Below are 13755 nucleotides of genomic sequence, written 5' to 3'. Positions count from 1 at the left end.
GATCGCTGTTGAGGGGGAGTAATGGCGGATACGCAACAATCGGCCCTGCCAGATCGTGAAGGTCCCGAGGGTATCGGCGGATGGCTTGTCCTGCCGATGCTCGGGTTGATGCTCACGCCGATACTGGGGCTGATGCAAATGTTTGGTGTCGACTATCTCGGCTTCGACTGGCAGGCCTTCAGTTTTTCTCAAGGTGCGCTGCTCGTTGCCGAACTGGTGACAGCAGGCGTTCTAAGCTTTACAGCCCCGGCCCTGTTGTTGTTCTTCATGTTCAAGCGCTGGGAGATATTCCCCGGCTGGTACATGATTTGGGCAGTCGCGATGCCGGTATATGCCATCCTCGACCCATGGGCCGCGCATCTGGTTTTTCCCGAGACCTTTCCAACCTTGGCTGATGCGTTCGACACGGAAACGATGCGCGGAATTTACCGCTCCGTCTGGGCCGCAGCCATCTGGATTCCGTACATGATGCGCTCAGACCGTGTGGCCAATACCTTTGCGAATTAACGACATCCGAGAGCATGAAAGCAGTCAAGAAGGTCGAAATGACAAAACTCGTTTCCAAATGGAATTACCCGACGACCGTCCGCTTCGGCGCCGGGCGCATCAAGGAGCTGCCGGAGGTGCTGGCGGCGACCGGCATCAAGCGGCCGCTGTTCGTCACCGATCCAGGACTGGCCAAGCTGCCGGTGGTGGCCTCGACGCTGAAGATCCTCGACGACGCCAAGGTGCCGTATGGCGTGTTTTCGGAGGTCAAGCCGAACCCGGTGGATTCCAACCTGACCGCCGGCATTGCCGTGTTCAAGAAGGGCAAGCATGACGGCGTCATCGCCTTTGGTGGCGGCTCGGCGCTCGACCTCGGCAAGCTGATCGCCTTCCAGGCCGGGCAGACACGTCCGGTCTGGGATTTCGAGGATGTCGGCGACTGGTGGACGCGCGCCGATGCCGATGCGATCGCGCCGATCATCGCGGTGCCGACCACGGCCGGCACCGGCTCGGAGGTCGGCCGCGCCGGCGTCATCACCAATGAAGCGACCCATACCAAGAAGGTCATCTTCCATCCGAAACTTTTGCCGGCGATCGTCATTGCCGATCCGGAACTGTCGGTCGGCATGCCCGGCTTCATCACCGCCGGCACCGGCATGGATGCGCTTGCCCATTGCCTCGAAGCCTATTGCGCGCCGGGCTATCACCCGATGGCCGACGGCATTGCCGTGGAAGGCATCAGGCTGGTCTTCGAAAACCTGCCGAAAGCCTATGCCAACGGCAAGGATCTGGTCGCCCGGGCCAACATGATGAGTGCCGCCGCGATGGGGGCCGCCGCCTTCCAGAAAGGGCTTGGCGCGATTCATTCGCTGTCGCATCCGATCGGCGCGCTCTACGACACCCACCACGGCATGACCAACGCCGTGTTCATGCCCTATGTGCTGGCCTTCAACCGCGAGGCGATCGAGCCGCGCATCGCCCGGCTCGCCGCCTATTGCGGCATCAAGGGCGGCTTCGACGGCTTTGCCAAGGCGATCATCAAGCTGCGCAAGGAGCTCAAGGTGCCGCACGCGCTGCCCGACCTGATCAAGGGGCTCGACATGGACAAGAAGCGCAAGGGCCTGATCGCCGACATGGCGGTGGTCGACCCGACCGCCGGCGGCAACCCGGTCAAGCTGACCAAGAAGGCGGCGCTGACGCTGCTCGAAAATGCCATCGCCGGCGCCGTCTAAGACAACTTCAGCATTGGAAATCCACTTGGGAAAAGAGGCGAAGAAAGGGGGAAAGGATGAAAGGCAAGGCCGAAACTAGTTAGCCGGAAAAATAACGGCGCAGCGATTGCTACAGCCGGTTAAAAAGAGTTTACTTTTTCGTACTGCAGGGCGTCGCTTTCACAAAGCTTTCATCTGGCTGTCACACGAAAACGATACCGCATCGCAGGCGTCCAACGGCGTCAGTTCAACGGAGAGAACACATGTTCAAATTCACGGGAAAACTGTTTTCCCTTTCGGCCGTCGCCCTGATGGCGACCTCTGCCATCTCGTCGGCCCAGTCCATGGATGAACTGGTCGCCGCAGCCAAGGCTGAAGGCCAGCTCACGGTCATCGCGCTGCCGCATGACTGGTGCGGCTACGGCGCGGTCATCGACGGCTTCAAGGCGAAATATCCGGAACTCACCATCAACGAACTCAACCCCGATGCCGGCTCCGGTGACGAGGTCGAGGCGATCAAGGCCAACAAGGACAACAAGGGCCCGCAGGCGCCCGACGTCATCGACGTCGGCCTGTCGTTCGGCCCCACCGCAAAGAAGGATGGCCTGATCCAGGCTTACAAAGTATCAACCTGGGACTCGATCCCGGACAGCGCCAAAGATGCCGATGGCTTCTGGACCGGCGACTATTACGGCGTGCTTTCGTTCCTGGTGAACAAGGACCTAGTCAAGGAAGCGCCGGCCGACTGGGCCGACCTGCTGAAGCCGGAATTCGCCAATACCGTTGCGCTCGCCGGTGACCCGCGCGCTTCGAACCAGGCCATCCAGGCCGTCTATGCCGCCGGCCTTTCCGGCGGTGCGGCTGCCGGCGAAGCCGCCGGCACGGCTGGTCTCGACTTCTTCAAGAAGCTCAACGCCGCCGGCAATTTCGTGCCGGTCATCGGCAAGCCCGCGACGCTTGCCCAAGGCCAGACGCCAATCCTGGTGACCTGGGATTATAACGCGCTTGCCGGCCGCGATACGCTGAAGGGCAATCCGCCGGTCGACGTCGTCGTGCCGAAGACCGGTGTCGTCGCCGGCGTCTATGTTCAGGCGATTAGTGCCTACGCGCCGCACCCGAATGCTGCCAAGCTATGGCTGGAATATCTCTATTCGGACGAAGGCCAGATCGGCTGGCTGAAGGGCTATTGTCACCCGATCCGCTTCAACGACCTCGCCAAGAATGGCAAGCTCCCGGCTGACGTGATGGCCAAGCTGCCGCCGGCCGAGTCCTATGCAGCCGCGGTGTTCCCGACGCTCGACGAGCAGGGCAAGGCCAAGGAAGCCATCACCAAGAACTGGGATGCCGTCGTCGGCGCCAACGTCAAGTAAGACTTGAGATCAGCCGGGCGGCTTAGATCGCCGCCCGGCATACCTCCAGGACGGTAGCCGGCGCATGACCGATATCTCGTTGTCCGATCACGCTGTTGCCGGGAAGACCGCGCCTCCTGCCGACGCCCGCAGCATGAGGCTGCCGACGCAATGGCTTGGCGTTGCGCCTTTCTTCATCTTCGCCATCATGTTCCTGATCCTGCCCACGCTCTATCTGATGCTGGGCGCATTCCGGAACGATGCCGGCGAATTCACTTTCGAAAACATAGCGGCCTTGGCGCAGCCGTCGATCGTTGCCGCCTACTGGATCTCAATCAAGGTCAGCCTCGCCTCGTCGCTGATCGGTGCTTTCGCGGGGCTTGCCATTGCCATCGCCATCGTGCGCGGCGGGCTGCCGGACTGGATACGCTCGGCGACGCTGACCTTCTCCGGCGTGGCCTCCAATTTTGCCGGCGTGCCGCTGGCCTTCGCCTTTCTCGCGACGCTCGGCCGGCTCGGGCTCGCCACGGTGCTGCTCAACGTCTTGGTCGGCTTCAACATTTATGCCCATGGTTTCAACATCCTGTCGTTCTGGGGCCTGACGCTGACCTATGTCTATTTCCAGATCCCGCTGATGGTGGTGATCATCGTGCCGGCGATCGATGGGCTGAAGAAGGAATGGGGCGAAGCGGCGGCAACGCTTGGCGCGACCCAGGCGCAGTTCTGGCGCTTGGTCGTCATTCCGGTGATCTGGCCAAGCTTCCTCGGCACCGTCATCCTCTTGTTCGCCAACGCCTTCGGTGCCATCGCCACCGCTTACGCTCTGACCGGCTCCTCGCTTAATATCGTTCCTATCCTGCTCTACGCGCAGATCCGCGGTGACGTGCTGCACAATGCCCATCTCGGCTACGCCATCGCCTTCGGCATGATCGTCATCACCGGGCTGGCCAATGTCTTCTACATCTGGTTCCGGACGCGCTCTGAGAGGTGGCTCAAATGAAGTCCGGCAGATTCTGGGCCTGGATCGTCTTCGCGCTGGGCGCTGCCTATTTCTTCATTCCGCTCATCGCGACCGTGGAATTCTCCATGCGCATGCGGCGCGGCGCCTATTCCTTCGATGCCTATCAGGTCGTGCTCGGCGATCCCCGCTTCCAGGCGACCTTCATCTATTCGGTGGTCGCCGCCATCTTCACCATCGTCCTTGGCGTGCTGGTGGTGGTGCCGGCGGCGTACTGGATTCGTCTGCGGCTGCCGCAGCTAAGGCCCGTCGTCGAGTTCATCACGCTGTTGCCGCTGGTCATCCCGGCCATCGTCATCGTCTTCGGCTACATCAGAATGTACGGGTCGAATTCACCGCTGCCGTTCCTGGCCAGCGACACAGGAGCCAATGCCTTGCTGGTCATCGGTTATGCGACACTGGCGCTGCCCTATATGTATCGCGCCGTCGACACCGGGCTTCGCACCATCGACGTGCGGACACTGACCGAGGCGGCGCAGATCCTCGGCGCCGGCTGGGGCACGATCATCACCCGGGTCATCCTGCCCAACGTGCTGATCGCGGTGCTGTCGGGCGCCTTCCTGACCTTCGCCATCGTCATCGGTGAATTTACCATGGCCAGCCTGCTCAACCGGCCTGCCTTCGGACCCTATCTGCAGAACGTCGGCGCCAACCGCGCCTACGAGCCGGCGGCGCTTGCCATCATCGCCTTCGCCATCACCTGGGGCTGCATGTCGCTGATCCAGATCCTGTCGCGTTTCGCGCCGCGATCGGCGAACCGTCCGAACTGACCCGAAGGAAAAAGCCATGACCGAGCCCTTCCTCTCAATCCAGCATGTGCGAAAATCCTTCGGCCCCATCACCGTGGTGCAGGATTTCAACCTCGACGTCGAGCCAGGCGAATTCGTCTCCTTCCTCGGGCCATCGGGCTGCGGCAAGACGACGGTGCTGCGCATGGTCGCCGGTTTCGAGGAGCCGTCCGCCGGCAAGATCGTCGTGGCCGGCAAGGACATCACCCGGCTGAAGCCCAATCAGCGCAATGTCGGCATGGTGTTCCAGGCCTATGCGCTGTTTCCGAACCTCACCGTGGCGCAGAATATCGGCTTCGGGCTGAAGGTCGCCGGTATGCCGAAAGCCGATGCCGACAGGCGCGTGGCCGAAATGCTCGACATCATCAAGCTGCCGCAGATGGGCGACCGCTATCCCTATCAGCTTTCCGGCGGCCAGCAGCAGCGCATCGCGCTGGCGCGGGCGATTGCGCCCAAGCCGAAGCTGTTGTTGCTCGACGAGCCGCTGTCGGCGCTCGACGCCAAGGTGCGCGTGTCGCTACGCGAGGAAATCCGCTCGATCCAGAAGAAGCTCGGCATCACCACCATCTTCGTCACCCACGACCAGGAAGAGGCGCTGTCGATCTCCGACCGCATTGCTGTCATGTATGGCGGCAAGGCCGAGCAAGTCGGCACGCCGTTCGAGATCTACAACCGGCCGGCAACCAAATTCGTCGCCAATTTCGTCGGCACGCTGAACGTGCTCGAAGGCACGGTCACCGACGCGGCTTCGGGCAAGGTTCGCGTCAACTCGCAAGAGGTCTCGCTCAAGGGCAAGCTCAACGGCTCGAAGTCCGGCGACACGCTGTCGCTGGCGTTGCGGCCCGAGGCGATCTCGCTCGGCCGCCACCCCGGTCGCGATTCCAGCCTTTCGGGCGAAATCGCCGAGGTGCATTTCCTCGGCTCGGTCATCCGGGTGCGCGTCGGCATCGGCGGCAGCACGGTCTCGCTCGACACGTTCAACAGTCCGGCCACACCGCCACCCGCTGTCGGCGAAAAGGCCGAGATTTCGTTCTCGTCGGGCGACATGCTGGTGCTGCATTAGGGAATAGTGAATAGTGAATAGTGAATAGTAAGAGGGCACTTTACGCGCCGAAATTTCTCTGCAAGCAACCATTCACCATTCACCATTCACCATTCACCAGCAGCCAAAGCCGTGGCCGTTTTTGCAGTGCCAATCGCCCGGCTTCACCGCTACGATAGGACATGGCGCTTTTTGAACTCACCCTTGTCCTGCTTCTCATCGCGGTCGCCCTGACCGCGCTGTCGCGGCGTCTGCAGATTCCCTATCCGTCATTGCTGGCGCTGGCCGGCGCCGGTATCGCCTTCCTGCCGTTTGCACCGACCATCGAGATCGACCCGGAACTGGCACTCGCTCTGTTCATCGCGCCGGTTCTGCTCGACGCGGCCTACGACACGTCGCTGCGCGATCTCAACCGCTACAAGGTTTCGCTCATCCTGCTGGCGCTTGGCGCCGTCATCTTCACCACCGTGACGGTCGCGCTGGTCGGCTGGACGATGGCAGGCCTGCCCATTGCCGCCGCCATAGCGCTTGGCGCGATCGTAGCGCCGCCCGATGCCGTGGCAGCCGCGGCCGTACTCGGACAATTCAAGGTGCCGCACCGCATCACCGCCATCCTGGAAGGCGAGAGCCTTCTCAACGACGCCACGGCGCTGTTGATCTACAGGATGTCGGTTTCCGCAGCCGCCGGCTCCATCCTGTTGAGCAGTGCCGTTCCAATGATCCTGCTGTCGACGGTCGGCAGCCTTGCCGCAGGCTATGTGCTCGGCCGGTTGTCTCTCGCGATACTCGGCCGCATCGACGATCCGGCGAGCGGCACAGTGGTTCAATTCGCCTCAACCTTCGGTGTCTGGATCCTGGCCGACAGGATAGGGCTTTCCGCCATCATCACGATCGTCGTCTATGCCATGACGATCGCACGTACGTCGCCGCGCCGCATGCCGGCAAGGAATCGTGTCAGCTCCTACTCGGTCTGGGAGACGGCGGTGTTCGTGCTCAACGTCCTGGCCTTCGTCCTGATGGGCCTGCAAGCGCGATCGATCGTCGGCCGACTTGCCGAACAAGGGCAAAGCGAGGCGTTCGTCTTTGCCCTGGCCGTGCTGGCCGTCGTCATCGTATCGCGGCTTGTCTGGGTGCTGGGCTGCGGCGCGATCCTCAGACAGCTGGCACGTCTGGGCGACGAGGACAGGCGGAAGGACGCACCGACATTCCGCGGCGGCGTGCTCATCGGCTGGTGCGGCATGCGCGGCCTGGTGACGCTTGCGGCAGCCTTCGCCTTGCCGGCCGACTTTCCGGGCCGTGATCCGATCGTGCTCGCCGCTTTCACGGTCGTGCTCGGCACATTGGTGCTGCAAGGCGTCAGCCTGAAACCGTTGCTGCTTCTGCTCAATCTCGACCTCGACCGGACGGTCGACCGGGAGGTGGCGCAGGCGCGCGTCGCCATCATGCAGGCGGCGCTCGACGTGCTCAGCGGCAAGACATCGAGCGCGGCAGGGGCGGTGCGAGAGCAATATGCCGCCCAGCGCGCCATCGCCGAAAACCCGGAGAATGCCCAGGCGGCGACCGAGTATGACAGACTGCGTCTTTATGCCATCAAGAGCCAGCGCGATGCGCTGGAGCGCTTGCGCATCGACGGAACGATCGGCGACGAGGCCTACCACCGCCTCGAGGAAGAGATCGACTGGTCGGAACTGGCAGCATCCCCGCCCGGTCGGTTCCAGCCGCTGACCACTTAGCATCTGGCCCAAGCTGCCTCTGTCCGGCTGCACATTGCAACCAATCCAGCGAACGGCTACTGCCAGCAAGAAATTGAGCCGGATAAGCAATGAAGCTGGTCAGCTATAACATCCAGTACGGCTTCGGCAGCGATGGCCGCTACGACCTGGCGCGCTGTGCCAATGTCGTGGCCGGTGCCGACATTATCGCCTTGCAGGAAGTGGAGCGGCACTGGCGGCGCAGCAACGAGGACGACCAGCCGGAACTTCTTTCGCAATTGCTGCCCGACTACCATTGGGTCTACGGTCCGGCCTTCGACATGGATGCCAGCGAGCGGCGTGACGGCCGCGTCGCCAACCGGCGGCGGCAATTCGGCACCATGGTTCTGTCGAAGCTGCCGATCGTCTGGTCGCGGCTGCATACGCTGCCGCTCAGGCGCACGCTGCGTCCGCTCAACACCCGCAACGCGGCACTCGAATGCATGATCCGCACCCCTGCCGGCCCGGTGCGGGTGCTGTCGCTGCATCTCGCGCATATCGCCGCCGAGGAGCGGCTGGAGCAGATCGAATACCTGCTCGCCGAGCATCGCCGTACGCCCTCCGAGGGCGGGCCATGGAGCGGCGCCGACGACGAGCCGGCGCGCAACTGGAGCAATGGCGAACAGGAGCCGGAAAACCCCGTGGCGGCGATCTGGATGGGCGACTTCAACATGGAGCCGGGCAGCGCCGAGTACCGGCGCATCGTCGGCAGCACGCCCTATCATCGCGGTGCCTCCTATCTCGACGGTTTTGTCGATGCCGCCGCCGTCGCCAGCGAACCGACGTCGGACTTTCATACCCATGTGAAGACCATCGACGGCAGGATCGCAAAGCGCCGGCTTGACCATTGCTTCGTCGGCGGCATGTTTGCGGGGCGCGTGCGCTCAGTCAGCGCCGATATCGGCCAAATCGCCTCCGACCATTTTCCGCTCTGGGTGGATATCGACCTGGAGACGCCGATCGCCATCGGAACGGGCGGCGGATGAACCGACGATGAGCCTGTTTGTCTTTTTCGCGGTGCTCGCCGCCGCTTCCATGCATGCGATCTGGAACGCGCTGGTCAAGGTCCATCTCGACCGTTTCCTGTCGATCACGCTGATGACGCTCGGCATGGGTGCCGCGGCGCTGGTGACGTTGCCCTTTGTCGAGGTGCCGAAGCCGGAAGTGTGGCCGTACATCCTCGCCTCGGTTGTCTTCCACATGGGCTACAGGACGTTCCTGATCGGCGCCTACAAGGCCGGCGATTTCGCCCAGACCTATCCTCTGGCGCGCGGCACCGCGCCGTTGCTGGCCGCTTTGGGGGGCATTGTGGTGGTTGCCGAGATGCCGGCGCCGCTCGCCATCGTCGGCATCCTCTTGTTGTCGGCGGGCACGCTGGTGCTGTCGTTTCGCGGCGGCGCGCATCTGGAGAAATTGAACCTGCGCGCCGTCGGCTTCGCGCTGGGCACATCGATCTTCATCGCCAGCTACACGCTGTCGGACGGCAGCGGCGCGCGGCTGGCCGCCACCGCGTCGAGTTATGCGGCCTGGCTGTTCGTCTGCGATGCGCTGTGGGCGCTGGTGCTGTGCGTCGTCTTTCGCGGCCCACAGGCGCTGCCGGTGCTGGCGCGCGACTGGAAGGCGGGAATCTATACCGGCGTGCTCAGCGGCGGCGCCTACTGGATCGTCATGTGGGCGATGACCAAGGCGCCGATCGCCTCGGTGGCGTCGCTGCGAGAAACATCGATCCTGTTCGCCATGATGATCTCGGTGTTCGCACTCGGCGAGAAGATGACGGCATGGCGAGGTGCCGCGGTGCTTAGCATCGTCGCCGGCGTCGTTGCGCTGAGAATGGGATAGTCACGCGATCTCCAGGTCGAACACCATCAGCCCGTCGATGCCGCCTTCGAGCGCCGCGACCAGTCTTGCGCCGGCTCGCTGATGCGCTTCATGCTCGAGATAGCCATCGCGTGCCGCGGCATTGCGAAAGTCGATGGTGAAGCCGTGTGTGAAGCCGCGAGCGAAGGGTTCCGGGCTGGTATTGGCGCTGAATTCGACCTTGCCCATGCCGTCGATCACCGACCGCAACGCTTCGAGATCGGCATGGATTGCCGCGCGCTCGGCGTTGGCGACATCGTCGCGGAATCTGACGAAGACACAGTGCCTGATCATTCCTTGTCCTTCATGCCGCTCGGTTGGTGGAAAACACTGCCGGCGGCAGCGGCTCGCGGCCAAGGATCAGATCGGCGCCCTTTTCGCCGACCATGATCGTCGGCGCATTGGTGTTGGAGGAGGGGATGCGCGGCATCACCGAGGCGTCGCAGACGCGCAGGCCCTCGATACCGCGCAGCCTGAGATCGGGCGTCACCACGCTCATCGCATCGTGGCCCATGCGGCAGGTGCCGACCGGGTGGTGGTCGGTCTTGGAACTGCGGCAGGCGTAGTCGAACAACTCGTCGCCGCTCTGCAGGTCAGGTCCCGGCAGTACCTCGCGCAGCACATAGGGCTGCAGCGCCTTCTGCCGCATGATCTCGCGCGCCAGCCTCAGCCCCTTGATCGACATGTCGCGGTCATAGGGATCGGACCAATAGTTCGGATCGATCAGCGGGCGGTCGGCCGGGTCGGCACTGTTCAGCCGCACCGTGCCGCGCGAGCGCGGGCGCAGGAAGGCCGAGTTCAATGTCACGCCCGGATTGTTCAACTTCTCGACGCCGGCCTCGATGCCGGAGCCGAGGCCGAGATGCAGCTGGATGTCGGGAGAGGCGGCGGTCGGATCGGCGTACCAGAAGCCGCCAGTCTCAAACAGGCTGGAAGCCACCGGGCCTTTCTTCAGGAGCAGATACTGCAGGCCGGCCCAAGCCGTCCAGTGCAGCTTGGCGTAGTTGTCGTAGGTGTGATCGCCGGTGCATTCGGCGATGACGAACAGGTCGAGATGATCCTGCAGGTTGGAGCCGACGCCGCGCAGATCGTGCACCGGTGTGACGCCGACCGCCTTCAGATGGTCGGCCGGGCCGATGCCCGACTGCATCAGAAGCTTCGGCGAGCCGATGGCGCCGGACGAGACGATCACCTCGCGCTCGGCGCGCAGGATCGTTGGCTGGCCGCCCGGCCTGTCGACGATCTCGACGCCGATGGCGCGGCCCTTGTCGACGACGATGCGCGTCACCAGAACGCCGGTCCTGACGGTGAGATTCTTGCGCTCGCGGATCGGCCGGAGATAGGCGACCGAGGCGGAGGAGCGCTTCGCGTCCTTCTGCGTCAGCTGATAGTAACCGACGCCCTCCTGGGCTACCCCGTTGAAGTCGGGATTGAAGGGCATGCCCATCTCTTGTCCCGCGCGAAAATAGGCCTCGCAGATCGGCAGCGGCGCGATCGGGTTCGACACGCCGAGCGGGCCCTGGTCGCCGTGAAAATCGTTGGCATAGCGTTGGTTGTTCTCGGCGCGCTTGAAATAGGGCAGCACGTCACGATAGCCCCAGCCGGCAAGGCCTTCTTCCTTCTCCCAGGCATCGTAGTCGCGGGCGTTGCCGCGCGTGTAGATCTGGGCGTTGATCGACGAGCCGCCGCCTATCACCTTGGCCTGCGTGTATCGGAAGACGCGGTCGTTCATGTGCTTTTGCGGCACCGTCGACCAGCCCCAGGCGGCGATGCCCTTGGTCATCTTGGCAAAACCGGCCGGCATATGGATCAGCGGATGCCAGTCCTTGCCGCCGGCTTCGAGCAGCAGCACCTGATGCGACGGATCTTCGCTCAGCCGGTTGGCGAGTACGCAGCCGGCCGGGCCGGCGCCGACGATTATGTAGTCGGTCATGGGATGTAGTCATTCATGGGAGGTAGTTGGTCATGGCGTCACCTGTTCATAGCCTCGGCACCGACAGCGCGCCGTCGACATTGATGACCGAGCCGGTCGAAAAGCCGAGCCTGCCACCGGCGAGCGCCGCCACAGCGGCGGCGACATCGGCAGCTTCGCCCCAGCGCATTGCCGGCACCAGCCCGCCGTCGATCAGCCCGTCATATTTGGCGGTCACACCCGCGGTCATGTCGGTGCGGATGATGCCCGGCCGCACCTCGAACACGGCGATGTTTTCGGTGGCAAGCCGCAGCGCCAGGTTCTTCACCCACATCGAAAGCCCGGCCTTGGAAATGCAGTAATCGGCACGTTCCGGCGAGGCCATGGCGGCGCTGACCGAGGTGATGGTGATGATCGATCTCGCACCATCGCTCGGCAGGCCGAGCATCGCTTTGGCAACGGCCTGGCCGAGGAATACGGTGCCGCGCAGATTGATGCCGAGCACCCGGTCGAAATTTTCCGGCTTGAGCTCGAGCAGGTCGCCGCGCAGGACGGCGCCGATGCCGGCATTGTTGACCAGGCAGTCGATGCGGCCGAAGGCATTCAATGCAGCATCGACAAGTGCCGCATGGCCGCCGAGATCGGCGATGTCGCTGCTGGCATAGGCGAATTTCGCGCCGCGCCCGGTGATGTCGGCGGCGAGCCCGTCGGCGGCTTCGTCGGCAAGGTCGGCGACGAGGATGTCGAAGCCGGAATCTGCGAGCGCTTCGGCGCAGGCAAGGCCGATGCCGCGCGCGCCGCCGGTGACGATCGCTGCCGGGCGGCTCATGTTGCAAGCTCCGTCTTGCGGATATGATCGGCGACGCGCAGCGCCTGTGCGGCGATCGACAGAGCCGGATTGACGGCGGCCGAATTCGGCAGGAAGCCGGCATCGACGACGAACAAATTGCTGTGGTCGAAGGAGCGGCAGAACGGGTCGAGCGGCGAGGTCGCCGGATCGTTGCCCATCTTCACCGTGCCGCACTGATGCGAGGGCGTGCGCTTGTCGAACGGCCGCGACAGGACGATCGGATAGCCGCAGGCGCGGAAATTCTCGCGCATCACCTTGGTCAGTCCGTCGAGCGACTGCATGTTGGAGCGCCGCCACTGCATGACGATGTCCTTGCCGTCGACCATGATGCGGCTCTCGGGATCGGGCAGGTCTTCGCACATCAGATACCAGTCGACGGCGTGGCCGGCCATGAAATCGAGCGCGAATTTGGGCGCGCGCCTGACATTGGCCTTGAGGATGTTGCCGTCGATCTTGCCGAGGAGCTGGACGTTGCCGAGCGGCTTGCCGCCCTTGCCGTCGGACAGATAATAATCGTTCAGCATCAGCGTCTTCTGGTAGACGGATTTGTTCCGGCGGCGTGGATCGATCGCCAGCATGGCGCTCGAATTGTGGTTCATGAAGTTGCGGCCGACCTGGTCGGAGCGGTTGGCCAGGCCTTTGCCACCGCCTTTGCCCTCAGGGGTGGGCGAGCGCAGCAGGATGGCGGCGGAATTGACCGCGCCGGCCGATAGGATGACCAGTTTCGGCGCGACTTTCTTCAGCGTACCGTTCTGTCGATAATGGACGGCGGCGATTGTCCTCGCATCCGGCGATGCCTCGAGATGTTCGACATGGGCGCCGGTCTCGAGCTTGATGTTCTGGTCGGCAAGTGCGGCGGCCAGCGGTCCCGTTTGGGCGTCGACCTTGCCGGCGCCTGTGTTGGGAAACGCGTCCCACGGCGTGCTGCCGTCCTTCAGCCAGGCTTCGATGTCGACGCCGAGCGGCAGCGATGCCGGGTGCAGGCCTAGGCTCCTGAGCTCGGCGCGCGCTCGCGCGATCGGCGGCTCGTCGGGCACCGGCCCGAAAGGGTAGGGCATCGAGTGGAACGGCTCGGTCGGGTCTTCGCCGAGTGCACCGCGCACGCGGAAAAGCTGCTCGGCCCTGGAATACCAGGGTTCGAATTCCTCATAGGAAAACGGCCAGGCCGGCGAGATGCCGCCATAGTGCTCCATCTCCGAAAAGTCTTGCCCGCGGTAGCGGATCAGCACGGCGCCGTAGAATTTCGAATTGCCGCCGACATAGTAGTAATTGCCCGGGTTGAAAGGCGCTCCGCCGGCCTCGAGCCACATCTCCTTCGGCCGATAGTGACCATCGACGAAGATAGCTCGCGTGTCGCGTGAGTGCGGCGTTGCCGGCAGTGGTTCGCCACGCTCCAGCATCAGGATCGAGGCGCCACTGCCGGCAAGGCCGGAGGCGATCGTGGCGCCGCCAATGCCGGAGCCGATAATGACTATGTCGGGATTTGTCATA

At 63.6% G+C, this 13755-nt stretch carries 13 protein-coding genes; 9 read left to right on the top strand and 4 right to left on the bottom strand.

Annotated elements, in window-relative coordinates; all coding sequences use genetic code 11:
- The first annotated feature begins 21 nt into the window (after window positions 1-21).
- The 9 genes from NKI95_RS01835 (at window position 22) to NKI95_RS01795 (ending at window position 9484) form a co-directional block, all read left to right on the top strand.
- A complete protein-coding gene (locus NKI95_RS01835; protein ID WP_352713603.1) occupies window positions 22-507 on the top strand; it encodes a DUF2569 domain-containing protein in 486 nt (161 codons plus the stop codon).
- Window positions 508-545: 38 nt separating this feature from the next.
- The gene (locus NKI95_RS01830) at window positions 546-1718 is read left to right on the top strand and encodes an iron-containing alcohol dehydrogenase (RefSeq protein WP_352713600.1); all 1173 of its coding nucleotides are present in this window, start codon (window positions 546-548) and stop codon (window positions 1716-1718) included.
- A 242-nt stretch (window positions 1719-1960) separates the two neighbouring features.
- Window positions 1961-3067, top strand: coding sequence for an ABC transporter substrate-binding protein (locus NKI95_RS01825; RefSeq protein WP_352713598.1), 1107 nt, complete (start codon window positions 1961-1963; stop codon window positions 3065-3067).
- A 64-nt stretch (window positions 3068-3131) separates the two neighbouring features.
- A complete protein-coding gene (locus NKI95_RS01820) occupies window positions 3132-4046 on the top strand; it encodes an ABC transporter permease (protein ID WP_352713597.1) in 915 nt (304 codons plus the stop codon).
- Complete coding sequence (locus NKI95_RS01815) at window positions 4043-4834, top strand: ABC transporter permease (RefSeq protein WP_352568166.1); 792 nt, start codon at window positions 4043-4045, stop codon at window positions 4832-4834. Before NKI95_RS01820 ends, NKI95_RS01815 begins: the two co-directional genes overlap by 4 nt.
- Before the next feature lie 16 nt (window positions 4835-4850).
- Window positions 4851-5915 carry an ABC transporter ATP-binding protein gene (locus NKI95_RS01810; protein ID WP_023675358.1) on the top strand — a complete coding sequence of 355 codons (1065 nt, stop codon included), beginning with the start codon at window positions 4851-4853 and terminating at the stop codon, window positions 5913-5915.
- 161 nt (window positions 5916-6076) lie between these two features.
- Window positions 6077-7627, top strand: coding sequence for a cation:proton antiporter (locus NKI95_RS01805; protein ID WP_352713595.1), 1551 nt, complete (start codon window positions 6077-6079; stop codon window positions 7625-7627).
- An 89-nt stretch (window positions 7628-7716) separates the two neighbouring features.
- Window positions 7717-8631, top strand: coding sequence for an endonuclease/exonuclease/phosphatase family protein (locus NKI95_RS01800; protein ID WP_352713594.1), 915 nt, complete (start codon window positions 7717-7719; stop codon window positions 8629-8631).
- Between the two features lie 7 nt (window positions 8632-8638).
- Window positions 8639-9484, top strand: a complete 846-nt coding sequence (locus NKI95_RS01795) for an EamA family transporter (protein ID WP_352465875.1) — start codon at window positions 8639-8641, stop codon at window positions 9482-9484.
- Here NKI95_RS01795 and NKI95_RS01790 read toward each other — a convergent pair whose 3' ends face one another.
- Genes NKI95_RS01790 through NKI95_RS01775 form a run of 4 tightly spaced genes read right to left on the bottom strand, consistent with a single transcriptional unit; the run spans window position 9485 to window position 13754 of the window.
- A complete protein-coding gene (locus NKI95_RS01790) occupies window positions 9485-9796 on the bottom strand; it encodes a Dabb family protein (protein WP_352713592.1) in 312 nt (103 codons plus the stop codon).
- A 10-nt stretch (window positions 9797-9806) separates the two neighbouring features.
- Window positions 9807-11435 (bottom strand): GMC family oxidoreductase, encoded by a 1629-nt coding sequence (locus NKI95_RS01785; protein WP_352713590.1) that lies wholly within the window; start codon window positions 11433-11435, stop codon window positions 9807-9809.
- A gap of 46 nt (window positions 11436-11481) precedes the next feature.
- Entirely contained in the window at window positions 11482-12243 is a 762-nt protein-coding gene (locus NKI95_RS01780; protein WP_352713588.1) for a 3-ketoacyl-ACP reductase, read from the bottom strand.
- Window positions 12240-13754 carry an FAD-dependent oxidoreductase gene (locus NKI95_RS01775; RefSeq protein ID WP_352713584.1) on the bottom strand — a complete coding sequence of 505 codons (1515 nt, stop codon included), beginning with the start codon at window positions 13752-13754 and terminating at the stop codon, window positions 12240-12242. Before NKI95_RS01775 ends, NKI95_RS01780 begins: the two co-directional genes overlap by 4 nt.
- Between the last annotated feature and the right edge of the window lies 1 nt (window position 13755).

Source organism: Mesorhizobium sp. M0306, assembly GCF_040321655.1.
Classification (GTDB): domain Bacteria; phylum Pseudomonadota; class Alphaproteobacteria; order Rhizobiales; family Rhizobiaceae; genus Mesorhizobium.
This window is presented reverse-complemented; position numbering and strand designations above follow the sequence as displayed.

Excerpts from the sequence above, each read along its gene's own strand:
- NKI95_RS01795 (WP_352465875.1), top strand. The coding sequence starts at position 8,639 with ATGAGCCTGTTTGTCTTTTTCGCGGTGCTCGCCGCCGCTTCCATGCAT.
- NKI95_RS01825 (WP_352713598.1), top strand. The coding sequence starts at position 1,961 with ATGTTCAAATTCACGGGAAAACTGTTTTCCCTTTCGGCCGTCGCCCTG.
- NKI95_RS01790 (WP_352713592.1), bottom strand. The coding sequence starts at position 9,796 with ATGATCAGGCACTGTGTCTTCGTCAGATTCCGCGACGATGTCGCCAAC.
- NKI95_RS01830 (WP_352713600.1), top strand. The coding sequence starts at position 546 with ATGACAAAACTCGTTTCCAAATGGAATTACCCGACGACCGTCCGCTTC.
- NKI95_RS01835 (WP_352713603.1), top strand. The coding sequence starts at position 22 with ATGGCGGATACGCAACAATCGGCCCTGCCAGATCGTGAAGGTCCCGAG.
- NKI95_RS01820 (WP_352713597.1), top strand. The coding sequence starts at position 3,132 with ATGACCGATATCTCGTTGTCCGATCACGCTGTTGCCGGGAAGACCGCG.
- NKI95_RS01815 (WP_352568166.1), top strand. The coding sequence starts at position 4,043 with ATGAAGTCCGGCAGATTCTGGGCCTGGATCGTCTTCGCGCTGGGCGCT.
- NKI95_RS01810 (WP_023675358.1), top strand. The coding sequence starts at position 4,851 with ATGACCGAGCCCTTCCTCTCAATCCAGCATGTGCGAAAATCCTTCGGC.
- NKI95_RS01785 (WP_352713590.1), bottom strand. The coding sequence starts at position 11,435 with ATGACCGACTACATAATCGTCGGCGCCGGCCCGGCCGGCTGCGTACTC.
- NKI95_RS01800 (WP_352713594.1), top strand. The coding sequence starts at position 7,717 with ATGAAGCTGGTCAGCTATAACATCCAGTACGGCTTCGGCAGCGATGGC.
- NKI95_RS01805 (WP_352713595.1), top strand. The coding sequence starts at position 6,077 with ATGGCGCTTTTTGAACTCACCCTTGTCCTGCTTCTCATCGCGGTCGCC.
- NKI95_RS01775 (WP_352713584.1), bottom strand. The coding sequence starts at position 13,754 with ATGACAAATCCCGACATAGTCATTATCGGCTCCGGCATTGGCGGCGCC.
- NKI95_RS01780 (WP_352713588.1), bottom strand. The coding sequence starts at position 12,243 with ATGAGCCGCCCGGCAGCGATCGTCACCGGCGGCGCGCGCGGCATCGGC.